Source organism: Blastococcus xanthinilyticus (assembly GCF_008124835.1).
Classification (GTDB): Bacteria; Actinomycetota; Actinomycetes; order Mycobacteriales; family Geodermatophilaceae; genus Blastococcus; species Blastococcus xanthinilyticus.
The window spans coordinates 284859-307598 of the sequence record NZ_VNHW01000004.1; the positions used below are offsets into that span (position 1 = coordinate 284859).

General features: G+C 75.1%; 18 protein-coding genes. 8 read left to right on the forward strand and 10 right to left on the reverse strand.

All coding sequences use genetic code 11. The features are described from left to right. Positions 1-3: 3 nt before the first annotated feature. The 4 genes from BD833_RS08525 to BD833_RS08540 all read left to right on the forward strand — a co-directional run bounded on the left by BD833_RS08525 (position 4) and on the right by BD833_RS08540 (position 4442). Complete coding sequence (locus BD833_RS08525; RefSeq protein WP_166532690.1) at positions 4-417, forward strand: hypothetical protein; 414 nt, start codon at positions 4-6, stop codon at positions 415-417. Between the two features lie 79 nt (positions 418-496). After that, complete coding sequence (locus BD833_RS08530) at positions 497-1993, forward strand: phosphatase PAP2 family protein (RefSeq protein WP_166532691.1); 1497 nt, start codon at positions 497-499, stop codon at positions 1991-1993. 83 nt (positions 1994-2076) lie between these two features. Further along, positions 2077-3483, forward strand: a complete 1407-nt coding sequence (locus BD833_RS08535) for a metallophosphoesterase (RefSeq protein WP_166532692.1) — start codon at positions 2077-2079, stop codon at positions 3481-3483. Between the two features lie 74 nt (positions 3484-3557). Then, positions 3558-4442, forward strand: coding sequence for an alpha/beta fold hydrolase (locus BD833_RS08540; RefSeq protein ID WP_166532693.1), 885 nt, complete (start codon positions 3558-3560; stop codon positions 4440-4442). A 104-nt stretch (positions 4443-4546) separates the two neighbouring features. Here the strand turns inward: BD833_RS08540 and BD833_RS08545 are convergent, their stop codons facing one another. The 5 genes from BD833_RS08545 to BD833_RS08565 form a co-directional block, all read right to left on the reverse strand. Then, complete coding sequence (locus BD833_RS08545) at positions 4547-6112, reverse strand: molybdopterin-dependent oxidoreductase (RefSeq protein ID WP_208092431.1); 1566 nt, start codon at positions 6110-6112, stop codon at positions 4547-4549. Positions 6113-6251: 139 nt separating this feature from the next. Continuing rightward, positions 6252-7469: a phospholipase D-like domain-containing protein gene (locus BD833_RS08550; protein WP_166532695.1), complete on the reverse strand. Its 1218-nt coding sequence runs from the start codon at positions 7467-7469 to the stop codon at positions 6252-6254. Between the two features lie 8 nt (positions 7470-7477). Next, positions 7478-7951 (reverse strand): nuclear transport factor 2 family protein, encoded by a 474-nt coding sequence (locus tag BD833_RS08555; protein WP_208092432.1) that lies wholly within the window; start codon positions 7949-7951, stop codon positions 7478-7480. A gap of 340 nt (positions 7952-8291) precedes the next feature. Next, on the reverse strand, positions 8292-9542 hold the full coding sequence (locus BD833_RS08560; protein ID WP_208092433.1) for a cytochrome P450: 1251 nt from the start codon (positions 9540-9542) through the stop codon (positions 8292-8294). Between the two features lie 42 nt (positions 9543-9584). Further along, a complete protein-coding gene (locus BD833_RS08565; protein ID WP_166532697.1) occupies positions 9585-9857 on the reverse strand; it encodes a hypothetical protein in 273 nt (90 codons plus the stop codon). 288 nt (positions 9858-10145) lie between these two features. Between BD833_RS08565 and BD833_RS08570 the strand changes: the two genes are divergently transcribed. Then, a complete protein-coding gene (locus tag BD833_RS08570; RefSeq protein ID WP_166532698.1) occupies positions 10146-11405 on the forward strand; it encodes an AI-2E family transporter in 1260 nt (419 codons plus the stop codon). 13 nt (positions 11406-11418) lie between these two features. Here the strand turns inward: BD833_RS08570 and BD833_RS08575 are convergent, their stop codons facing one another. The 3 genes from BD833_RS08575 to BD833_RS08585 all read right to left on the reverse strand — a co-directional run bounded on the left by BD833_RS08575 (position 11419) and on the right by BD833_RS08585 (position 14718). Next, positions 11419-12036: a hypothetical protein gene (locus BD833_RS08575; protein WP_166532699.1), complete on the reverse strand. Its 618-nt coding sequence runs from the start codon at positions 12034-12036 to the stop codon at positions 11419-11421. A gap of 199 nt (positions 12037-12235) precedes the next feature. Then, positions 12236-13171 (reverse strand): alpha/beta hydrolase, encoded by a 936-nt coding sequence (locus tag BD833_RS08580; RefSeq protein WP_166532700.1) that lies wholly within the window; start codon positions 13169-13171, stop codon positions 12236-12238. Positions 13172-13218: 47 nt separating this feature from the next. Next, the gene (locus tag BD833_RS08585; RefSeq protein WP_166532701.1) at positions 13219-14718 is read right to left on the reverse strand and encodes a flavin-containing monooxygenase; all 1500 of its coding nucleotides are present in this window, start codon (positions 14716-14718) and stop codon (positions 13219-13221) included. Between the two features lie 86 nt (positions 14719-14804). On the opposite strand from BD833_RS08585, the gene BD833_RS08590 reads away from it, so the two are divergent. The 3 genes from BD833_RS08590 to BD833_RS08600 all read left to right on the forward strand — a co-directional run bounded on the left by BD833_RS08590 (position 14805) and on the right by BD833_RS08600 (position 19753). Then, positions 14805-15842: an AraC family transcriptional regulator gene (locus BD833_RS08590; RefSeq protein WP_208092434.1), complete on the forward strand. Its 1038-nt coding sequence runs from the start codon at positions 14805-14807 to the stop codon at positions 15840-15842. Between the two features lie 100 nt (positions 15843-15942). Next, positions 15943-18156, forward strand: a complete 2214-nt coding sequence (gene helR, locus BD833_RS08595; RefSeq protein ID WP_166532702.1) for an RNA polymerase recycling motor ATPase HelR — start codon at positions 15943-15945, stop codon at positions 18154-18156. Positions 18157-18217: 61 nt separating this feature from the next. Then, on the forward strand, positions 18218-19753 hold the full coding sequence (locus BD833_RS08600) for a PucR family transcriptional regulator (protein WP_166532703.1): 1536 nt from the start codon (positions 18218-18220) through the stop codon (positions 19751-19753). Positions 19754-19778: 25 nt separating this feature from the next. Here the strand turns inward: BD833_RS08600 and BD833_RS08605 are convergent, their stop codons facing one another. After that, the gene (locus BD833_RS08605; RefSeq protein WP_166532704.1) at positions 19779-21260 is read right to left on the reverse strand and encodes an aldehyde dehydrogenase family protein; all 1482 of its coding nucleotides are present in this window, start codon (positions 21258-21260) and stop codon (positions 19779-19781) included. Positions 21261-21301: 41 nt separating this feature from the next. Further along, on the reverse strand, positions 21302-22663 hold the full coding sequence (gene gabT, locus BD833_RS08610) for a 4-aminobutyrate--2-oxoglutarate transaminase (RefSeq protein WP_166532705.1): 1362 nt from the start codon (positions 22661-22663) through the stop codon (positions 21302-21304). Positions 22664-22740 lie beyond the last annotated feature (77 nt).

The window sequence follows — 22740 nt, forward strand, 5'->3', positions numbered from 1 at the left end:
CGGGTGATCGCCTGGGTGGTGGTCGCAGCCGCGGCCGCCGTCGGGCTCCTGCTGCTGCGCGCCGAGCTGATGACCGTCGACGTCCCGCAGCCGGAGGGTTCCTACACCGACGTGGTGGTGGCGGTCGAGATCCGCGAGGACGAGGCGGAGCGGGAGGAGATGATCCGGGGGCTGGTCAGCACCTGCCGGCTGCTGGTCAACGCCGACGTGGCGGAGGACTCCTTCACCGTGGTGGAGGACTCCTTCACCAAGGTCGAGGAGGGCGCCGTCTTCGCCTTCCGGCTGCGTCCCGGGCTCGACGAGTTCGACCAGCGGGAGCTCAAGGGCTGCCTGCGCGACACCAGGGTCCAGCACCTGCTCGCCGACGTCCGGCTCCTGGAGACGGTCACCCCGGCGGACGGGACCACCGACCGGTGACCCGGCCGCCGCAGCCGTAACCGGATCGTCGGGTGGCCCGCCGTTGGGTCGCGGCGGGACCCGGGTACCGCGGGTCCCCATGAGCCGGGTCGCCGAACGCCACGACACGTCCCCGCAGGTCGCCGAGGGCACCGTCGGGGCCGGCCGGTTCGGGCTGCGCACCGCCCTCGGACTGGTCGCCCTGGTGATCGGTGCGGTCCCCTTCCTGCTGCTCCTGCTCCTCGTGCAGGAGGAGTGGTCGCCGCTGGCCTCCCTGGACGGCGACGTGGCGGCCGGGCTGAACGAGGCGGTGAGCGGGACACCCTGGCTCGTGAGCACCCTCCAGGTGGTCACCGACCTGGGCGGGAACGCGGCGGTGATCCTGATCTTCACGCTGGCCACGGTCTTCCTGCTGATCCGGGGGCAGCGCCGGCTGGCCGGCTTCGTCGTCGCCACCGGCATCGGGATGGCGATCCTGGTCCCGCTCACCAAGGCGCTCATCGGCCGGGCTCGACCGGTGGTGGCCACCCCCGTCAGCGAGCTGCCGTCCAACGCCAGCTTCCCCAGCGGCCACGCGACCCTCTCGCTGGTCACCTTCGCCATGCTGGCGATGCTGGCGCTCCCCGCCGTCCGCCGGCGCACCCGACCCTGGGTCATCGCCGCGACGGTGCTGATCACCCTGGCCGTCGGCTTCACCCGGCTGGCCCTCGGCGTCCACTTCGTCACCGACGTCCTCGCCGGCTACGCCCTCGGGGCCGGCCTCTTGGCGGTGACGACCGCGGCGTTCCGGGGCTGGCAGCACGACCACGCGCACCGGCCCGACGAGCCGCTGGACCCCCTCGAGGTCGAGCCGCACGCCGGGCCGCACCTGGCCCCCTCGGCCCGGCCGGCGCTGCCGGACGGCCGCCGGACGGTCCTCCAGCTCCTCGTCGCCGCCACGGCGCTGGCCGCCGCACTCATCGCGCTGGGCCTGCTGGTCACCGCGGTCCTGGGCGACAGCTGGCTCGGCCGGTTCGACCGGCAGGTCGCCCAGGCCGTCATCGACCTGCGCACCCCGGCGCTGACCGACATCGCCACCACGGTGGAGAAGCTGTCGGGCACGCCCGCGGTCATCGCGGTCCCGCTCGCCCTCGCCACCGTGGCCCTCGCGATCACCGGCAGCCGGCGGCCCGTGGTGTTCGTCCTGTTCACCGTGCTCGGGGAGCTGGGCATCTACTTCGTCGTCTCCCGCACGGTCGACCGCGCGCGCCCGTCCGTGGCGGACCTGACGTCCGGGCTGCCGACGGCGGCGAGCTGGCCGTCGGGGCACGTCGCGGCCGCGGTGGCGCTCTACGGCGCCCTGGCCGCGCTGGTGATCACCATGAGCCGCAGTCGGTGGCGGTGGGCGGTGCTCGCCGTGCCGGTGCTGGTGGCCCCGGCCGTCGCGCTCGCGCGCATCTACACCGCGGCCCACTACCCCACCGACGTGCTCGCCGGTCTCGTCCTCGGCACCGTCTGGGTCCTGGTCTGCGCCCGGTGCCTCCTGCCGGGGGTGGCGGGCGAGGTCCGCTATCCCCGCGGCCGGGTGGAGCGGCGCGCGGGAGCCGGTCCCCGCTGACCCCACCGCCCGGACGGTGATGTCACCGGACCGCAAGGCCGGCCGCAGGTCCGCGGGCCCCGGGCCGGGTACCTGGTGCCACCATGCCGGAGCAGCACTTCGAACCGTTCGTCCACCTCGTCGACGTGACACCGGACCGGGCGCTGATCGCCTGGGGCGGCTTCTGGTTCCGCCGCGCGGACGCCGCCGCCCGCTGGCAGGTGCTGGCCGACGGGGAGCTGGCCGAGGTCGACCCCGGGCGCACCGGGAGCATCGGCGCCTCCTCGGAGCCCTACGGCGACGCCGTCGTCGAGGTCCTCGACGACGCGGGGACCGTCGTCTCCCGGGCCACCACGAGCACGGCCAACCACGTGTGGGTCGAGGGCCTGGCGCCCGGCACCGCCTACGACTACCGGATCACCGTCGACGGCCGCCCCTGGGCGGCCGGGCCGCGGCGGGACTGGGGGCCGGTCGCCCGCGGCGGCCTGGACCTGCGCTCCGGTGGCCGGGAGTACCGGATGCGCCTGCGCACCCACCCGGCACCCGACGCGACCGCGCCGCTGGACTTCGTGGTGATGGGCGACTACGGGATCGGGATCCTGGCCGACAGCGAGACCGGCCGTCGGCAGCGCCGGATCGCCGAGGTGCTCGACCGGCTGGCCGACGACGCGGGCGTGCGCCTGGCGATCGCCGTCGGCGACAACGTCTACCCCAGCCCCGGCCGGCGCGGGTCGCAGGGCAGCGGGGCCCACGACGCCGACTGGTACGGCAGCTTCTACCAGCCCTACCGGTATGCGCTGGCGCAGCTGCCGATCTACCCGGCGGTCGGCAACCACGACACCAGCGACGCCGAGTCCAGCGACGACCGCGAGGAGATCCGCGACAACTTCCACACCGACACCCGGTTCACCCCCGAGGTCGCCGGCACCCGCGCCTCGGCGGATCCGGGCATGTTCTACCGCTTCGGGTTCGGCGCGGACGTCGAGTTCGTCTGCATCGACACGTCGCTGTCGGAGTCGCTGCGCACGGAGCACTTCTTCGAGCACCCCCGCCACCACGGCTGGCTGGCGGAGGCCTTCCCCGAGGACGACGGCAGCGGGCCGCGCTGGCGGTTCCCGTTCTCGCACCACCCGGCGTACTGCGCCGGACCGCACCACGGCAACACCGCCGCCATGGTCGAGCACCTCGTCCCGCTCTTCACCCGCGCGGGGGTGCGGGCGGCGTTCGCCGGGCACGAGCACAACTTCCAGGTGTCACGGGTCGACGGCATCGAGTACTTCGTCTCCGGGGCCGGCGGCCAGCTGCGCGAGGAGCCGCCGGAGGAGTTCGGCCCGGCCGGCACGGTCGCCTGGGCGGCCCAGGCGCACCTGCTCCTCGCGCGGGTGGACGGCGACACCCTCACCGTCCAACCGCTCTCCGGCGTCGCCGCCGACGGCAGCCCGGAACGGATGACCCCGCGGGCGCCCGACGGCGGCGTGGTCGAGGTGCCGTTCACCGTGAACCACCGCTGAAGACCGGTTGCGCACGACCGGATCGTCACGGCATCGACACAGCCCCGGCGCTCCCGCTGGGTAGCCCCCCACCCATGACCGACGTGACTTCCTTCGACGGGACCCGCCTGGCCCTCTACTCCTGGGGCTCCGACGACGACCCCGTCGTCGTCCTCGTGCACGGCCTCGGGATGTCCGCCGACTCCTGGGGCGAGGTCCCCGAGCGGCTCGCCGCCGAGCACCGGCTGGTCGCCTACGACCTGCGTGGCCACGCCCAGAGCGGCGACGCCCGCTCGGGCGGATACGGCCTGCCGGCCCACGCGGCCGACCTGGCGGCCGTGCTCGACGCCGTCGTCCCGGAGGGCGGGTCCGCGGTCGTCGTGGGTCACAGCCTCGGCGGAGCCGTCCTGCTGCGCCACGTCGAGGAGCACGGGGCCGACCGCATCGCCGGCGCCGTCTTCGTCGGCTCCGGCGGGGCCGCGGTGACGGCGCCCGGGTTCCCGGCACGGCACCTGCCGCGCTGGGCACGGGCCCGGCTGGCCTCCATGTGGTTCGCCCTGCTGCGGGTCGGTGCCCGGTGGGGCCGACGGCTCCGGCCGGTCCGCGCGATCTCCGACCGCGGCATCCGGCACTTCGCGTTCGCCCCGGGTGAGCCGCAGGAGGCCGTCGCGCGGATGCGGGACGACTTCCTCTCCACCCGGCCGCTGGCCCTGGCCGGTTCGGCCCTGGCCGCGCTGGCCCAGGACGGCATCCAGTGGGCGCCGGCCCTCACCGTCCCGACGTTGATCGTGCACGGCAGCCGTGATCCGGAGGTCCCCAACGAGGAGGCCGACCGGCTCCTGGGCGCGCTGCCCGACGGTGAGCTGTTCACGATCCTCGACGCCGGCCACATGCTGCCGCTGACCGACCCGGACGAGGTCGTCGAGCAGGTCACCCGCTGGGTGCGGCGGGTCACCGCGGAGGAGGGGGCTGCGGCCTAGTCCCCTGCGCCGCCGCCCGGCGCGGCCAGGTGTGCGACGAGGGAGCCGGAGGCCCGGGCGCGCTGCGCCCGGGCCTCCGGCTGGTCCCGGTCAGGCCGGGTGCGTCACTCGACGACGACCTCGATGATCGGGTAGCCCGACGCCCCGTCGGGGGCCACCGGGGTGCGCTGGTCGGTCTGCACCTCGCCGGCGCCGTCGGTGGCGCGGGCGGCGATCACGTGCCGGCCGGGGGTGGCCTCCCAGGGCAGCATCCACTGCCGCCACACGTCCACGTCGTAGGGCGCCGCCAGCTCGGCCTCCTGCCACGGGCCGTCGTCGATGCGCACCTCGACCCGCTCGATCCCGCGGGTCGGCGCCCAGGCGACACCGGCGATGGGCGTCCGCCCGGCCGCCACCGTGGCCCGGGGGCCGGGCACGTCGATTCGGGACTGCGTCTTGATCGGGCCCTCCTTGGCCCACCCGCGGGGGATCCAGTACCCGTCGACGTCCCAGTCGGTGAGCTCGATCGCCGAGAGCCACTTGGTCGCCGACACGTAGCCGTAGAGCCCGGGCACGATCAGCCGCGCCGGGAACCCGTGCTCGGCGGGCAGCGGCTCGCCGTTCATCGCGACGGCCACCATGGCCTCCTCCACGTCCAGCGCGGTCAGCGTCGGGAAGCCGGCGGTGAAGCCGTCGACGGAGCGGCCGATCAGCTGGGTGGCGCCCTCCTGGAGACCGGCGCGCTCGAGGAGCGGCCGCAGCGGCACGCCCTGCCAGCGGGCGTTGCCCACCAGCTCGCCGCCGACCTCGTTGGAGACGCAGGCGATGGTGATGTCGGCCTCGATCTGCGGCAGCTCCATGAGCTCGGCGTAGGTGAGCGTGTAGGGGTTGTCGACCATCCCGCGGATCTCGAGCTGCCAGTCCGCGGGGTCGACGACCGGCACCCGCAGCGCGGTGTCGATCCGGTAGAACTCCTCGTTCGGGATGAACAGCGGGGTGAGGCCGGGAATCTCCAGGTCCGCCCCGGCCGGCACCGGGCCGGCCTGCCGCACCGGGGCCGGCAGGCGGACGGCGGCGCGCAGGCCGGCGATCCGCTCGCGGCCCGACAGCAGGTAGCCGCCGATTCCGGCGAGCACGCCGAGCACCGTGGCGCCGCCGGTCACGGCGAGGAAGCGGCGGCGGTCGACCGGGCTGAGCGCGGGCGCGGTGCCGGGCTCGTCGTCGACCGTCGAGGCGGGCTCGTCGGCGGGCGCGCGACGGGGCAGGCCCACCATCAGCAGATAGAGCACGCCGATCCCGACCCCGGCGCCGACCAGGCCGACGAGGACGGTGCGGAAGACGGGGTTGCGGTCGTCGGCCAGCGCGGCGACGACCCCCAGCAGCGCGAACAGCGCGATGCCGCCGGAGGCCAGGACCGCAGAGCGGCGGGCCAGCATCCCGAGCAGGGCGCCGAACAGCGCCGACAGCACCAGGATGCCGCCGATCAGCACCGGCTTGTCGGCGGTGCCGAGGGTCGCGATGGCCCACTGCTCCACCGGGCCGGGCACGTTGTCGACCACGAAGTCGCCGACCGCGAGGATCAGCGAGGGCGCCTGCGGGACCAGGCCGGCCACCAGCTCGGCCGAACCCAGCCCGGCGGCCACGGCCGCGATCCCCGCCAGGGCGGCGCTCCCCCGGCCCACCGGGCGCACCGCGCCCCTCCGTCCAGCTGCCGATTGCGTCGTCTCGCTCACGCCTGACCCGTGACCCGAGCACATCGGTCGTACACGACCCAATGGAGATCGACGCCGGATCGTCATGCTTCCGCGGTTGCAACAGCCCCCGGCAGGGTCAGGACGGCCGCCCCGCCAGCCCGATCGCCCCCCAGCCACGCAGCGGCCGCCCCACCACGTCGGCGGCCACCTCGAGCGCCCGGCGCCGCAGCCCGCGGGACCGCCACTCCTCCGGGCGCACCCGCGCGCTGCGGGCGAGGTCCTCGTCGAAGTGGTCGTCCAGGAGGCCGGTCACGACCCGGTCGTCGAGGAGCAGGCAGACCTGCTCGTTGAGGGCCAGCGACCGGGTGTCGAAGTTCGTCGTGCCGACCATGGCGATCGCTCCGTCGACCGTGACGATCTTCGAGTGCAGCAGCGAGGGCTGGTACCGCCAGAGCTCCACCCCGGCGTCGAGCAGCGGCTGGAAGTCCAGCTCGCCCTGCAGGTGCACCGACGGCCGCTGGACGTGCGGTCCGCCGACGAGCACCTGCACCCGCACCCCGCGCCCGGCGGTCTCGACCACCAGCCGGCGCAGCCAGCGCGGCAGCCGGATGTACGGGCTGGTGACCCGGACGCGGTCGCGGGCGGAGTGCAGCAGCGCCGCGATGGCGACGGCGGCCTCGCTCCAGCCCGGCTGGGACGGCGTGCGGAGGACCTGCACCGGCGTGCTGCCCGCCAGCCCCAGCTCCGGGAACCGGTCGGCGTCGGAGACCACGCCACCCTCGAGCCGCACCTGGGCCTGCATCCAGGCGGCCGTGAACGCCGACCGCAGCCCGGCGACGGCCGGCCCCTGCACCCGGTACGAGGTGTCGCGCCAGTTCCCGGGCGAAGAGCCGTCGCCGGACCACGGCTGGTCGATGCCGATCCCCCCGGTGAAGCCGACGGTCTCGTCGCAGACCATGGCCCGCCGGTGCGTGCGCAGGTTCCAGACGGTCGGGCGGATGCTGGGGATCGGCCGGTAGAAGGCAACGGTGCACCCCGCCGAGCGCAGGCGCCGCAGGTCGTCGCGGTCCATGTGCGTGGCGCCGTAGCCGTCCAGCACGATCCGCACCCGCACGCCGTCGCGCGCGCGGGCGGCGAGGGCCCCCGCGACCTCGTGGCTGACCGCACCGCCGCCCCACACGAACCACAGCAGGTCGATGCTCCGGCGCGCGGCCGCGATCCCGGCCAGCATGGCCGGGAATGACTGGTCGCCGTCCTTCAGGACGTCGACCCGGTTGCCCTCGCTGAACGGCACGCCCACCAGCTGCTCGAGCATCTGCCGGCCGCGGCTCCCGGTCCCGGTCCGCTCAGTCATCGGTCCGCTCAGTCATCGGTCAGGCTCGGCAGCCGGTCGGGGTCGTCGTCGCGGTGCGCCTGCGGCGTCCCGGTCGCGGCGAGCAGGTCACCGTCGGTGGAGAGCGCGACGTCCTCGACCCGGTAGTGGATCGTCTGCGCGCGGATCCAGCCGTCCTCGATCAGGTAGGAGTCCACCCCACAGCGCACCAGCACGTCCGCGTCCCGGCCCGACCACTCGAGCAGCGCCGTCCGCTCGTCGGCCAGGGCGAAGGAGTAGCGGTAGCTCCCGCCGCCACCGATGGCCTTCCACAGCCGGTGCGCCGAAGCCCGCAGGCCGTCGTGCCCGCGGAAGACCTCCCGGGCGGTCAGCACCACCAGGTCCGGGTGGTAGTTCCGCCGGAGGTCCTCCTCCAGCTCCCCGGCCCGGCGCAGCCGGAGGCGGTCGGCGAGCACCTCCCGGCACGAACGGGCCCGCAGGTCCTCGGTCGTCGCCACGGACACGGGATCTCCTCTCGCTCGACGGTGCTGGTGGCCCCTCGACTGCCCCGGCCGGCGAGGGGGAAACCCTGCTCAGCGGCTGTCACCGCTCCGACACCCGGCCGTCGCTGCGCGCTGCCGCCGACCGCGCTGGACGTCGGCCAGCAGAGCGCAGCAGGCGCGCGCCAGCACCCCGGGCATCCGGAGGCGGGCGCGCAGCGGCACGGTGGGCGGCCGGCACGGGCGTCGCGTTCGTTCAGCCGCTGCAGCGCCACGAGCAACCCGGCCGTGGCGCCGGCCTCGTAGGCGCCCAGCGACGCGCCGCTGGAGATGGCGAGGGCGATCCGGACCGGGACCGGGCGGCTCATGCCGCCGGCCGGACGCCGGACAGCCGCACGCCGCTGGCCGGGGCCGCCGGCATCCGCGACAGGTCGACGCTCAGGTCCTGCAGGGGCACGTCGTAGGCCATGGCCGTGGTGAGCAGCCGCACCGCCCGCTCCACCAGCGTGATCGTCAGCCATTCGCCGGCGCAGCGGTGGCCGGCGTCGAACTCCCCGCCGCCCTGCGGGACGAAGTCGTAGGGCCCGCCGTCCCAGCCGGCGAAGCGCTCCGGGAGGAAGGCTGCCGGCTCGTCCCAGATCCGGGAGTCGTGGTTGGTGGCGTAGATGTCCAGCAGGAACCAGGAGCCGCGCGCGAAGTGCCGGCCCCGCCAGTCGAACTCCTCGCGCACCCGGCCGCCGACCATCGGGAAGAACGGGGCGGACCGGCGCACCTCCTGCACGAACCAGCGGAGGTACTCGTCGTCCTCGGCGACCCGGCTGCGCGCCACGGGGTGCTGGAGCAGCGCCAGGGCGGCGAAGACGACGTACCGGGAGATCGCCACGGTGGGTCGCAGCACGTTGAGCAGCTCCACGCGGGCGGTCTCGGCGTCGAGCAGCCGGCCGTGCTCGTCGCGGTGCTCGGCGACGACCCGCGCCGCGCGTCCCTCGTCGACCCGCAGCTCCCCGGCCCGCACCCGCTCGACCACCTCGCCGGCCCAGCGCTCGGCCCGGTGCCGGAGCACCTGCCCGCGGAGGTTGCGCGGCCCGACCGATCCGGCTCCCTCCACCATCGCGGCGAACTGCCGCGTCCGGATCGCGACGTCGTCCGGGTGCAGCGGCACCCCGGCCCAGGCGCAGACGGCGCGGCAGAGGACCTCCCGGACGGCGTCGAACAGCACGACGTCCCGCGACCCGGCCCACCGGTCGATCCCCGCGCGCCACTCCCCCTCCACCAGATCGGCGAGCTCGGCCACCGCGGCCGGGGTCATCAGCGACAGGAACATCGCCTTGCGGTGCCGGTGCGGCTGCTCGTCCAGCAGCTCGACGCTGCGGAAGTCCTGGAGCAGCGTGAGGGTGGTCGGCGGCAGGGCTCGACGGCGGGTCATCCGGTCCGTCTCGTACAGCAGCCGGGCGGCCTCGGTGCCGTAGGCGATGACAGCGGGACGCAGCATCAACCGGGTCTCGAACGCGTCCGACCCCGTCTCCAGGAAGCGGTGCGCACCGAACGTGTAGCCCTCGCGGAGCAGGGCGGCGCTGCTGTCCCTCCTCCCGATGCGCGGGATCCGGTCGGTCACGGACGTTCCTCTCCTGGGAACCGGCCGCCCGAGGTGCATCGCTCAGCCCAGCGGGGTCAGCCGGCGGCGCGGCACGGTGGTGGCGGGCAGCCGCGCCGCCGGGCCGGGAACCGTCCGCAGGCGCTCGTCGAGCAGGTGGTCGACCAGCCGCGTGCGGGTGTCGATGGTGACCAGGAGGACCGCTTCGAGGTCGGCGAGCTCCTCCTGACGGCGCCGCACCTCGGCGAGCTCGCGCTCGGCGTCCCGCCGGACGGTCCGGCAGGAGTGCAGGTCGGCGTCGATGGCGGCGAGCGGGCGGGGGTGCGGGTCGGACATGGCGACCTCCGGTGCGGCGGGCCGGGACGGGGAGCGGGCACCGGTGGTGCCACGACGACTGTGTGCCCCGCGGCGGGCCGGTGCTCTGCCGGCCGCCGTCCTGACACCGATCCGCAAGGCGACCGCAACAGATCCGTCCCGCGGCCGCGATCCGTTCCGTGTGTCAACCGGTTGACGGTGACGGCGTCCGTGCACACTTCGGCGGCTTCCTGGGCAGTGCAGGGCCAGGAGGACCGGGGCTCCGGTCGAGTTCCCCCACGAGAGGACCGGGTGGCCGCGGTGAGATGGATGTCCAGAGGCGAGCGCGTCGACGTCACGCGCTCCGCCGTCCGGCCGGAGACGGAGCCGGACGGCGCGAGCGGCACCCTGGACACGCACCCGCTCCCCACCCCGCGGCCGGCGCCGGTGGCGCCGCGCTGGGCGATCCGCGTGCTGGTCACCGGGGCGGCGGTCCTCATGCTGGCCGCGCTCGGCTGGCTGGTGTTCTGGTTCCTCCTGCGCCTCCCGCTGCTCACCGTCGCCGTCGCGGTGGCCCTGCTGCTGACCGCGGTGGTGCGGCCGGTCACCCGCTGGCTGCACCGTCGAGGTCTGGGCGAGGGGATCTCGGCGCTGCTGTCGGTGCTGCTCCTGCTCGGCGTCCTGCTCGGGGTCGGCTTCCTCGTCGGATTCCGGGCCGCCGACAAGCTGCGCAACCTGACCCGGCCGCTGACCGCCGGCATCGACCGCATCCGCGTCTGGCTCACCGAGGGGCCGCTGGGCCTGAACCCGCAGCAGGTCACCGAGGTCCGGAACACGGTGGTCAACCAGGTCTACTCGCTCACCCCCGAACCGGCTGCCGCGGCCCGGATGGCCGTCTACATCCTGGCCGCGATCATCCTGGTCGCCTTCCTGACGTTCTTCCTGCTCAAGGACGGCGCCGCGATGTGGGCCTGGATGCTCCGCTGGGTCCCCGACCGTCGGCGGGACCAGGTCGACGGCGCGGGCCAGGCGGCCTGGACGGTGCTCTCCCAGTACGTGCGCGGGGTGGTCATCGTCGCCGTGATCGATGCGGTGGGCATCGGCGCGGTGCTGGTCATCCTGGGCGTGCCGCTGTGGCTGTCCCTGACCCTGCTGACGTTCCTCGGCGCCTTCGTCCCGCTGTTCGGCGCGACCGTCAGCGGGGCGGTGGCCGTGCTGGTCACCCTGGTGACCAACGGCGTCACCGACGCCGTCATCGTGCTCATCGCGGTGCTCGTCGTGCAGCAGGTCGAGGGCAACGTGCTGCACCCGATCATCGTCGGGCGCACGGTGCGGCTGCACCCGGTGGTCGTGCTGCTGGCGGTCACGGCCGGCAGCCTGCTCTGGGGTCTCGCCGGGGCGCTGCTGGCGGTTCCCCTGGTGGCGGTCACCTACCGGGTGCTGGGGTATTTCCGGGAGCACCCCGCCCCCGGCGCCGGGCAGGCAGCCGGCTCCGAGTCGGCGGCGGAGGACCCGCCCGGAGCCGACCCGGGGACCGTGGCAGAGCCGACCGGGGCCGACGCACGCCCCGCGCCGGTGGCGGCGGGCTGAGCCGGGGGGGCCGTCAGCCGGCCGGGTCCTCCACCGGCTCCAGGCGGTCCGCGGAGATGGCGATCTGACCGCCGAACTCCTCGAAGAACGCCCCGGCGTCCTCGAACAGCTGGTCCGCGGCGATACCGAAGTCGAGCTCGAAGCTCTCCTCCGCGACGCGGACCACCCGGCCGGAGACCTCCACCAGGTCCCCGATCTCCAGGTCGGCCGGCGGCGTCGCCAGGACGACCAGGATGGGGTCGCCGCTCTCGCCCACGACGCGGAAGGAGGCGCCGACGTCGGCGACGGTGAGCAGTTCGGTGACCTCCCCGCCTACCGTCACGGCCTGGCCGACCAGCGCCTCCCCGTTTCCGAGGACGCCGGGCTCCTCGTCCTCGCCGGGCTCGGGCTGGGCCGTCGGCTCCGCGGGGGGCGGCGCATCCTCCAGGTCGGAGACCCGGTCCTCGAGCGCGCTGATCCGGTCCTCGAGCACCTGCATATCCGTGCTGCTCGGGCCGGTGACCGGGCCGACCGGATCGTCACCGCAGGCGGCCAGCCCGGTCACCCCGACGGCCGTGACGAGCGCCGCTGCCGCGGCCCGCCCGGCTCGCCCCCCACGGGTCCGGGCCGGCCGCCCTGCACTGGCGCTCATCGGTGCCTCCTCTGCTCGACGCGGGCCAGCCGTCTCAGGCCCAGCCGTCGCAGGCCCAGCCTGCGACGGGAGCTGAGTTCCCGCTCGCGGGAGCCGGACGCGTGGGCACGCGGGTTCGACACGAGGACGCAACACCGCGCGCGATCGCCGGGTGCCGGGGCGGCGGACCGGATGCCCGATCCGCTTCCCCGGCGGGCCCTCAGCCGCGCAGCAGCGCCCCGAACCGGGCGCAGCTCTCGTCGATCGCCTGCTGCGCGGCCGGCGAGATCGTCCCCATGTCGAAGAAGCCGTGGATCATCCCGTCGTACCGCTGGACGTCGGCGGCGACGCCGGCGGCCCGCAGCGCCTCGCCGTACGCCTCGCCCTCGTCCCGCAGCGGGTCGAACTCCGCGGTGACGACGACCGCCGGCGGCAGGCCGGCGAGGTCGGCGCCGTGCAGCGGCGACAGCCGCGGGTCCTTCGCGTCCTCCCAGGCGCCGGCGTAGTGGCCGTAGAACCAGTCCATCGTGTCCTTCTCCAGGAAGTAGCCCTTGGCGTTCTCCACGCGGGAGGGGTACTCGCCCTCCGCGTCGACGGCCGGGTAGATGAGGAACTGGCCGGCCACCGGGGTGCCGTCGGCCCGCAGCGCCTGGGCGACGACGGCGGAGAGGTTGCCGCCCGCGCTGTCGCCGGCGACGCCGAGCCGGTGGTCGCCGCCGAACTCGTCGAGGTGCCCGGCGATCCAGCGGGCGGCTGCCACCGCGTCGTCCGCGGCCGCCGGGAAGGGGTGCTCGGGGGCGAGCCGGTAGTCCACGGCCACGACCACCGCTCCGCTGCCGCGGCAGACGTTGCGGGCCATGTTGTCGTGGGTGTCGAGGTCGCCGATCACCCAGCCGCCGCCGTGGAAGAAGATCACCGTCGGGAAGGAACCGTCGCCCTCGGGGCGGTAGACCCGCGCCCGCAGGTTCCCGCCGGCGCCGGGGACCGTGCGGTCCTCCGTCCCGGCGACCGGGACGACCTGCTCGGGAGCCCGTCCGCCGTGGGTCAGGGCGAGGTACAGGGCCCGCCCGGCCTCGGGGGTGCCTTCGTACATCGGCGGCAGCCCCGCCTCCTCCATCATGGTGAGCATCGCGGCGATGTGCGGGTCGACGGGCACAGGTCTCTCCTGGGGATCGCAGGGTGGGACGGGACGGGCGGGGCCGGTCAGCGGTAGACGAGCGAGTCGTCGTCGAGGTCGAGGGCGGGCAGCGCCGTCCGCTCCTCCGCGTACTCCCGCAGGTGGATCCACGGCTCGCGGTCGCCCTGCTTGAACATCCGGTCGGCCGAGCGCATCACGTAGCCGGAGTTGAAGTTCTCCGGCACGGCCCACGGGCGCAGCGGCATGTCGGCGTCCTGCGGGCGCAGCGTGGGCACGACCGTCGTCGCCCCGCGCTCCTGCATGCGCGCCAGCAGCCGGCACACGAACTCGCTCACCAGGTCGGCGCGCAGCGTCCAGCTGGCCCGGAAGTACCCGAACACGTAGGCCATGTTCGGCACGCCGCTGATCATCAGCCCGCGCCAGGTGACCCGGGAAGGGAAGTCGACCGGCTGGCCGTCGACGGCGAAGGAGACCCCGCCGAAGACGCTGAGGTCGAACCCGGTCGCCGTCACGACCACGTCGGCCGCCAGCTCCTCCCCCGACGACGTGCGGATCCCGGTCTCGGTGAAGGTGTCGACGGTGTCGGTGACGACGGAGGCCTTGCCCTCCCGGATGGCGGTGAACATGTCGCCGTCGGGCAGCAGGGCGAGCCGCTGCTGCCAGGGCCGGTAGCTGGGGTTGAAGTGCTTGTCGATGTCGAAGCCCTCGGGCAGCTGGGGGCGCATCGACTCGATGAGCAGCTCACGCAGCTCGTCGGGCTGCTCGAAGGACATCCGGGTGATCTCGTCGCCCTCGGCGATGTAGGCCCGCCGCAGGATCTCGTGCGTCCAGTCGTCCGGGACGTCGAGGGCGCGCAGCGTCTCGGCCAGCTCGTGGGTCTTGGGCCGGGCGAAGAAGAACGTCGGGGAGCGCTGCAGCATGGTCACGTGGGCCGCGGTGTCGGCGAGCGCGGGGACCAGCGTGGCCGCGGTCGCCCCGGAGCCGATGACGACGACCCGCTTGCCGGTGGTCTCCAGGTCGGCCGGCCACTGCTGCGGGTGCACCACCGCGCCGCCGAACCGGTCGAGCCCGGGCCACTGCGGCCGGTAGGGCCGGTCGTGGTCGTAGTAGCCCTGGCACATCCACAGGAAGTCGGTGGTGAGGCGGACGCTCTCGCCGGTGTCCTCGCGGGTTCCCTCGACGGTCCAGCGGTGCTCGGCGGAGGACCAGCTCGCCGTCGTGACGCGGTGCCGGTAGCGGATCCGCTCGGCCAGCCCGTCGTCGGCGATCACCTCGTCCAGGTAGGACAGGATCTCCTCCGACGTCGCGATCGACGCCCCCCGCCAGGGCTTGAACCGGTAGCCGAAGGTGAACAGGTCGCTGTCGGACCGGACGCCGGGGTACCGGTGGGTCCACCACGTGCCACCCCGGGCATCCAGCGCGTCGAGGATGACGAACGACCGGCCGGGGAACCGCTCCTTCAGGTGGTGGGCGGCGCCGATGCCGGAGATCCCGGCGCCCACGATGAGCACGTCGACGTGCTCGGTGGTCGTCCCGGTCGGGCGTTCCTGCGTGGTCGTCGTCATGGCGGTGCCCCCTGCTGTCGGCGATCCCCTCGACCGGACCGTAGGACCGCGGACGTGGTGTGAGCCATGGCACAATCGGTCGCGAATTGAGGAATTCGGCCAACCCCCTGCACGCCGCGGCCCGCAGCACCGGCAGCGCGGCGCTGATGTGCGCGCTGGCCGAGGAGCACGGGCTGCCGAGGTCGCGGGTGATCGCGGGCACGGGCATCGGCGAGGCCGCGCTGAGCGATCCTGCCGCGGAGATCACCGCCGAGCAGGAGGCCCGGCTGGTGGCCGCCCTCGCCGCCGCGCTGCCCGAGACCGCCGGCCTGGCGGCCGGGGCGCGGTACCGGCTGGCCACCTACGGCATCTGGGGCTTCGCGCTGCTGTCCAGCCGCACGCTGCGCGAGGGCCACGAGGTCGGCATGCGGTTCGTCGACCTGACCTACGCGCTGACCCGGATCAGTGCCGAGGAGGACGCCGGCGAGCTGACCCTGCACTTCGACGACCTGGACCTGCCCGCCGACGTGCGCCGGTTCGTGCTGCTCCGGGACGCCGTGGCGGCGCTGCAGCTGTGGCGGGAGTCGCTCGGCCGCCCCGTCGTCCCGCGGCGGGTGGCGCTGCGCCTGCCGGAGCCGGCGGATCCCGCCCCGTACGAGGAGGCCTTCGGCGTCCGGCCCGCCTTCGCCGCTCCGCGGTCGGTGCTCGTCTTCGACGCCGCGCTGCTCGACCAGCCCCTCCCCCAGGCAGCCCCGCTCACCGCCGCGCTGTGCGAGGCGCAGTGCCGCGCGCTCCTCGAGGCCCGCGCGTCCCGCCGCGGGATGAGCGGCCGGGTCCGCGACCTGCTGCTGCGCGACCCCCAGCGGATGCCCGGCCAGGAGGAGGTGGCCGCCGAGCTGCACGTGAGCGTCCGGACCCTGCGCCGGCACCTCGACGAGGAGGGCACGAGCTTCCGGGTCGTGGTCGACCAGACCCGGCGGCACCTCGCGGAGGAACTGCTGGTGACCGTGGGGCTCAGCGTCGAGCAGGTCGCCGCGCGGGTCGGCTACTCCGAGGCCTCGGCGTTCGTGCACGCGTTCCGGCGCTGGCGGGGAGTCAGCCCCCGGCGGTGGGCGGAGTCCGTGCGGGCGGGCGCGCGCGGCTGACACCGCAGCTCTGCCACCTCATTTGTAGCAGCTCCCGGCGCTCCTCATGAGGTCGAAATTTTCGGTCTACGGTCGCGGACCTCAGATCGGAGCTGACGCCGTGACCACCTTCTCCACCAGCCCGTTCGACCTTCCCGATCGCCTCGCCGCCAAGGCCGACCCCGCCCTGATCACCCGCGACGAGCAGCACTTCGCCGCCGTCGCCGACAGCCTCGCCGCCGCGACGGCCGAGCTCTCCGCCCGCCTCGCCGCCGAGCGCGCCGCACCCGGCGGCCGTGGCCAGGCGGCGCTGGACCGCGACCTGGAGGTCCACCGGCTCACCACCCGCCTGCGCACGCTCCGCCGCTTCGGCCTGGACCTGTGCCTGGGCCGGATCGTGCCCGCCGACGGCGCCGAGCCGGTCTACATCGGCCGGCTGGGGCTCACCGACGGCGCCGGCCGGCGGCTGCTGGTCGACTGGCGCTCCCCCGCCGCCGAGCCGTTCTTCGGCGCCACCCATGCCGACCCGATGGGGCTGGCCAGCCGCCGCCGGTACCGCTGGACCCGCGGGCGGATCACCGACTACTGGGACGAGGTGTTCGGCCCCGACGGCGTCGAGGGGCACGCCGCGCTCGACGACCAGTCGGCCTTCCTCGCCAGCCTGGGGGGCACCCGGACCGACCGGATGCGCGACGTGCTCGGCACCATCCAGGCCGACCAGGACGCCGTCATCCGCGCCGGTTCCCGTGGCGTGCTCGTCGTCGACGGCGGGCCCGGCACGGGCAAGACCGTCGTGGCCCTGCACCGCACCGCCTACCTCCTCTACGCCGACCCGCGGCTCGGTCCGCAGCGCGGCGGGGTGCTGTTCGTGGGCCCGCACGAGCCCTACCTCGCCTACGTCGCCGACGTCCTGCCCAGCCTCGGGGAGGAGGGGGTGCGGACCTGCACCCTGCGCGACCTGGTCCCCGAGGGGGCGGCGGCCGCGGAAGAGCGGGACCCCGACGTGGCCCGGCTCAAGGCGTCGGCGGACCTGGTCGGCGCGATCGAGGCGGCGGTCCGGTTCTACGAGGAGCCACCCCGGACGGCGATGACCGTCGAGACGCCGTGGGCCACCCTCCGGCTGGACGCCGGCGACTGGGCCGAGGCCTTCGACGCACCCGAGCCCGGCACGCCGCACAACGAGGCCCGCGACCAGGTGTGGGAGGCGCTCGTGCGCATCCTGGTCGACGAGCTTCCCAGCGGCCTCGACGACGTGGACGACGACGCCTCCGGCGAGGAGCAGTTCGACGCGTACGGGATCGCCGCGCAGGACCCGCATGCGGCGTACCGGCGGGCCCTGGCCGCGAACCGGGCGCTCGGAGAAGCCTTCGGCCGGGCGTGGCCGCTGCTCGAGCCGGCCGACCTCGTCGCCGACCTGTGGTCGGTGCCGGCCTACCTGCGCAGGTGCGCACCGTGGCTCACCGACGAGGAGGTCGCGGTGCTGCAGCGCGCGGACCCGGACGGGTGGACGGTGTCCGACCTGCCGCTCCTGGACGCCGCGCGGCAGCGGCTCGGCGACCCGGAGGTGTCCCGGCGTCGCCGACGGCAGGAGGCCGCGGCAGCCGCGGACCGCGCCCGGATGTCCGACGTCGTGGACCTCCTGATCGCCGACGACGACTCCGACCTCGGGGTGATGTCGATGCTGCGCGGGCAGGACCTGCGCGGCGCACTCGTCGACGAGGCCGCACTGCCCGGCGCCGTCCCCGACCGGCTCGCCGGACCGTTCGCGCACGTCGTCGTGGACGAGGCGCAGGAGCTGACCGACGCGGAGTGGCGGATGCTGCTGGCGCGCTGCCCGTCCCGCAGCTTCACCGTCGTCGGCGACCGGGCGCAGGCCAGGCACGGGTTCGACAGGTCGTGGCGCGCCCGCCTCGCGCGCATCGGCCTGGACGAGGTGGCGGTCGCCTCCCTGACCGTCAACTACCGGACCCCGGCCGAGGTCATGGCCGAGGCCGAGCCGGTCATCCGCGCGGCGCTGCCCGACGCGAACGTGCCGACGTCGGTTCGCCGCAGCGGCATCCCCGTCCGCTACGGCTCGGTCGCCGAGCTCGGCCCGGTCGTCGACGCGTGGCTGGCCGGGCACGCCGAGGGCACCGCCTGCGTGATCGGCGCCCCCGGCTTCCCGGCGGCCGACCGCGTCCGGTCGCTGACCCCGGTCCTGGCGAAAGGGCTGGAGTTCGACCTCGTGGTCCTGGTCGACCCCGGCGCCTTCGGCGGGGGCATCGAGGGGGCGGTCGACCGCTACGTCGCGATGACCCGGACGACGCAGCAGCTCGTCGTCCTCACCAGCGCCTGACCACTACGCTTCGTCCAGCCCGGGGGCCGCGGCAGGACCCGGTGTCGACAGGAGGACGTCGGTGACGCTCACGGTGGCCCGGCTGCTGGCCGACCGGCGGCTGGGGCTGACCCTCGTCGGCGGTGCCGCCGGGGCGGACCGGCCGATCACGTGGGCGCACGCCATCGAGCTCGAGGACCCGACGCCGTGGCTCAGCGGCGGCGAGCTGGTGATGACGACCGGGCTCCGGCTGCCCGGGGAGCCCGACGCGCAGCGCGCCTACCTCCGCCGGCTCGGCGCGAAGGGCGCCACGGCGCTCGCGCTCGACACCGGGACGGTGCACTCCGCCGTCCCGGAGGCCCTCCGGCTGGAGGGCGACGCCCTCGGGCTCCCGGTCCTCGCGGTGGCCGGGGAGGTCCCGTTCATCGCGATCGGCCGGGCGGTCGCCGACGCCCTGGCCGCGGCGGACGTCACGGCCGCCAAGCGGGTCGCCGACCAGCAGCACCGGCTCGCGCGCGCCGCGCTGGGCGGCGGCATCCCCGCGGTGGTCGACGCGCTGGCCGGCGCGCTGGAGGCCGACGTGGTGGTGCTGGACGCGCACGACGCCGTCCTGGCCTCGGCGTCCCGGGACCGCGAGGACGCCTCCCGCGCGGCACGGGACCTGCTCGCCCGCCGGCGCTCCCGCCGGCGCGCCGCGAGCGGCGTCCACGCCGACGCGGACGGCCACCTGACCAGCCAGGTGCTGGGCGTGGCCGGGGTCGGCCGCGGTGAGGTGCTGGTCGGCACCCGGGACGCGCTGCACGCCACCCAGCGGCTCCTGGTCAACCACGCGGTCTCGCTGATCGCGATCGAGCTGGAGAAGCCCGCCGCGGTGCTGACGGTGGAGCGCCGGCTGCGCTCGGCGGTCCTGCGGGCCCTGCTGAGCGGCGTGCTGGGCAGCGACCTGACCCAGCTGCGGTACTTCGGCCTCGATCCCGATGCCCCCGTCGTCGCGCTGGCGGTGGTGGACGCGGGGCCGCTGCTCCCCGCCGAGGAGCTGCTCGACGACGTCCTCGCCGCGACCGGCCTGCCCTACCTGGCCACCTCCGCGGACGGGGCGCTGATCGTCCTCCTGCCGGCCGAGGCCGCCGACCGGACGCCGGAGCAGGTGTGCGCGGAGCTCCGCCGGGGCCTCGGCCGGCCGCTCGGCGGGGGGCTGGGCTCCGCGGCCGCGCTGGGCGAGGCGGGAACCAGCCGGCAGCAGGCGCTGGCGGCCGCGCGGGCGGGGCGGGGCGGCGGCCGCGAGCTGCTCCGGTTCGCCGAGCTCAGCACCTACGACCTGCTGCTCGGCGGCCAGAGCCGGGAGGCCCTCGCCGCGGTGGCGTCGGCCGCCCTGGGTCCGCTGGAGAGCTACGACGCCGCGCGGAACGGGGAGCTGGTGCGGTCGCTGGAGGCGTTCCTCTCCCACAACGGCCAGTGGGAGGCCGCCGCGGCCGCGATCGAGGTGCACCGGCACACGATGCGCAACCGCATGGCCAAGGTGGCCGCCCTGCTGGGCCGGGACGTCGAGTCCGCCCACGTGCGCGCCGAGCTGTGGCTGGCCGTGAAGGCCCGCGAGCTGGTGCAGCTCGGCGGCTGAGGAGGCGCCCGGCGGGCCCGCGGCGTCAGGCCGGGCGTCCGCCGCGGAGGTAGACCGTCGTGGTGTGCGTGAAGAACTCCCGGGAGGCCCGGCCCTGCTCCTTGGGGCCGTAGCCACTGCCCTTGGCGCCGCCGAAGGGCACGTGCGGATCGGCTCCCGCGGTCTCGGAGTTCACGTGCAGGATGCCCACGTCGAGCTCGACGACCGACTCCAGCGCCCGGCCGAGGTCGTTGGTGAAGACGGCGGCGGACAGCCCGTACTCCCCGTCGTTCGCCAGCGCGAACGCCTCCTGGGCGTCCCGGGCGCGCACGACGCCCACGACGGGGCCGAAGAGCTCCTCGCGCCAGACGGCCAGGTCGGTCGAGGGCAGCTCGAGCACGGTGGGCGGCACGAAGTACCCAGCAGCGAGGTCGCCACCGGGGTACGGGGACGCCCCCGCCAGCGGGGTCGCGCCCTGGCCCACGGCGTCCTCGATCCCCTGGTGCACGGTGGCCCGCGCCGACGCGCTGACCAGCGGTCCCATCTGGGTGGCGGGGTCGACGGCGTCGCCCACCACCAGCGACTGCGTGCGGCGGGCGAACTCCGCCAGGAACTCCCCGGCGATGCCGTCCTCCACGATCAGCCGGGAGGTGGCGGTGCACTTCTGCCCGGTCGAGCGGAACGCGCCGAGCAGCACCTGCTCGACGGCGAGCCCGAGGTCGGCGTCGGCCAGGACGACGGCCGGGTTCTTGCCGCCCATCTCTGCCTGGACCGGGACCCCCCGCGCGGCGCAGGAGGCCGCGATCGCCCGCCCCACCCCGGTGGAGCCGGTGAAGGTGATCCCGGAGATGCCAGGGTGGTCGACCAGCCGGCTCCCCGTGGCGCCGTCCCCGGCCAGGAGGTTCAGCACGCCCGGCGGCAGGCCGGCCTCCTGCAGCGCCTGGGCCAGCCGCATCGCCAGGAGCGGGACCAGGCTCGCCGGCTTCCACACCACGGTGTTGCCGTGGGAGAGCGCGGGGGCGATCTTCCAGGCCGGGATGGCGATCGGGAAGTTGAACGGCGTGATGACCCCGACGACACCGAGCGGCCGGCGGGTCACCAGCACCCGCTCGCCGCGCCGCGGCGAGGAGTACATCTCCCCCGCCTCCCGGTCGGCCTCACCCGCGCAGTAGCGGAGGATCTGCGCCGCCCGCAGGACCTCCCCGACCCCCTCGGCCCGGGTCTTGCCCTCCTCGGCGGCGAGCTCGTACCCCCACGCCTCGGCCGACTGCTCGACGGCCGCCGCGGCCCGGACGAGGACGGCGGCCCGCTCGTGGTGCGGGGTGCGCGCCCAGCCCGGCAGCGCCCGGGCGGCGGCGGCCACGGCCTCGTCGACCTCCGCCTGACCGGCCAGCGCCCCGGCCCCGACGACGCTGTCCGGCCGGGACGGGTTGGTCGAGGTGAACTCCTCGCCCCGGCCGTCCTGCCAGCGGCCGTCCACGAGGTTCTTCAGCTGCACGCCGGCGCCGTCGTCCACCGTTGCGGTCATGTCGCTCTCCTGGGGTGTCGTGCCGGGATGCGGGCGGGGGGTCAGAGCGTCGCGAAGGCCTCGGTGAGGATGTCCAGGCCCTCGGCGAGGAGGTGCTCGGGCATCACCAGCGGCGGCAGGAACCGCAGCACGTTGCCGTAGGTCCCGGCCGACAGCACCAGCAGCCCGCGCTCCTGGCAGTACCGGATGACCTGGGCGACGGCGGCCGGGTCCGGCTCCGTCGTGCCGGGCCGGACCAGCTCGACGGCGATCATGGCGCCGCGGCCGCGCACGTCACCGATCACCGGGTTGCCGTCGGCGATCCCGGTGAGGCGGGCGAGGAAGCGGTCACCGATGACGCGGGCGCGCTCCACCAGGCCCTCGGCCTCGATCGTCTCGATGACCCCCAGCGCGGCGGCGCAGGCCGCGGGGTTGCCGCTGTAGGTGCCGCCGATGCCGCCGGGGTGGACGGCGTCCATGATCTCGGCGCGGCCGGTGACGGCGGCCAGCGGCAGCCCGCCGGCCAGCCCCTTCGCCGTGGTGATCAGGTCGGGGGCGAGACCCTCGTGCTCGGAGGCGAACATGTCGCCGGTGCGGGCGAAGCCGGTCTGCACCTCGTCGGCCACGAACAGGATCCCGCGCTCGCGGCAGAACTCCGCCACCGCGGGCAGGAAGCCCTCCGGGGGGACGATGAACCCGCCCTCGCCCTGGATCGGCTCGATCACCACGCAGGCGATCTGGTCGGCCCCCACCTGCACGTCGACCAGGTCGCGCAGGGCCGCCATCGCCTGCTCGGCGGCCCGCTCACGACCACCCGGCGCCCGGAAGGGATAGGCCATGGGCGCGCGGTGCACCTCGGCGGTGAACGGGCCGAAGTCCTTCTTGTACGGGTTGTTCTTCGCCGTCATGGCCATCGTCAGCAGCGTGCGCCCGTGGTAGGCGTGGTCGAAGACCACGACACCGGGCCGGCCGGTCGCGGCGCGGGCGTACTTCACGGCGTTCTCCACGGCCTCCGCGCCGGAGTTGAACAGCGCGGTGCGCTTGACGTGGTCGCCCGGGGTCAGCCGGTTCAGCGCCTCGCAGACCTCGACGTAGCCCTCGTAGGGGTTGACGAGGAAGCAGGTGTGGGTGAACTGGCGCAGCTGCTCGACGGCCCGCTCCACGACGCGGGACGCGCTGTTGCCGACGCTGGTCACGGCGATGCCGCTGCCGAAGTCGATGAAGCTGTTGCCGTCGACGTCCACCAGCACGCCACCGCCGGCGGCGGCGGCGAAGACGGGCTGCCCGCTGACGATGCCGGCCGGCAGTGCCTGCGCGCGCCGGGCCGCGAGCTCCAGGCTGCGCGGGCCCGGGATCGCGGTGACCAGCCGCCGGACCTGCTCGAGCTGCGGTCCGCCGGCCGCGGGTGCTTCGACGACGCTCACGGTGTCCTCCTCAGGGCTGCCTGCCCGGGACGCTAGGAGGGCGGCGCACCGCTGTCCATGGACGCGGTGGACAACTG

Bases quoted from the DNA above. Each gene is read 5' to 3' on its own strand.
- BD833_RS08565 (WP_166532697.1), bottom strand. From the start codon at position 9,857: ATGTCCGACCCGCACCCCCGCCCGCTCGCCGCCATCGACGCCGACCTG.
- BD833_RS08550 (WP_166532695.1), bottom strand. From the start codon at position 7,469: ATGACTGAGCGGACCGGGACCGGGAGCCGCGGCCGGCAGATGCTCGAG.
- BD833_RS08530 (WP_166532691.1), top strand. From the start codon at position 497: ATGAGCCGGGTCGCCGAACGCCACGACACGTCCCCGCAGGTCGCCGAG.
- BD833_RS08540 (WP_166532693.1), top strand. From the start codon at position 3,558: ATGACCGACGTGACTTCCTTCGACGGGACCCGCCTGGCCCTCTACTCC.
- BD833_RS08585 (WP_166532701.1), bottom strand. From the start codon at position 14,718: ATGACGACGACCACGCAGGAACGCCCGACCGGGACGACCACCGAGCAC.
- BD833_RS08535 (WP_166532692.1), top strand. From the start codon at position 2,077: ATGCCGGAGCAGCACTTCGAACCGTTCGTCCACCTCGTCGACGTGACA.
- BD833_RS08570 (WP_166532698.1), top strand. From the start codon at position 10,146: ATGTCCAGAGGCGAGCGCGTCGACGTCACGCGCTCCGCCGTCCGGCCG.
- BD833_RS08605 (WP_166532704.1), bottom strand. From the start codon at position 21,260: ATGACCGCAACGGTGGACGACGGCGCCGGCGTGCAGCTGAAGAACCTC.
- BD833_RS08575 (WP_166532699.1), bottom strand. From the start codon at position 12,036: ATGAGCGCCAGTGCAGGGCGGCCGGCCCGGACCCGTGGGGGGCGAGCC.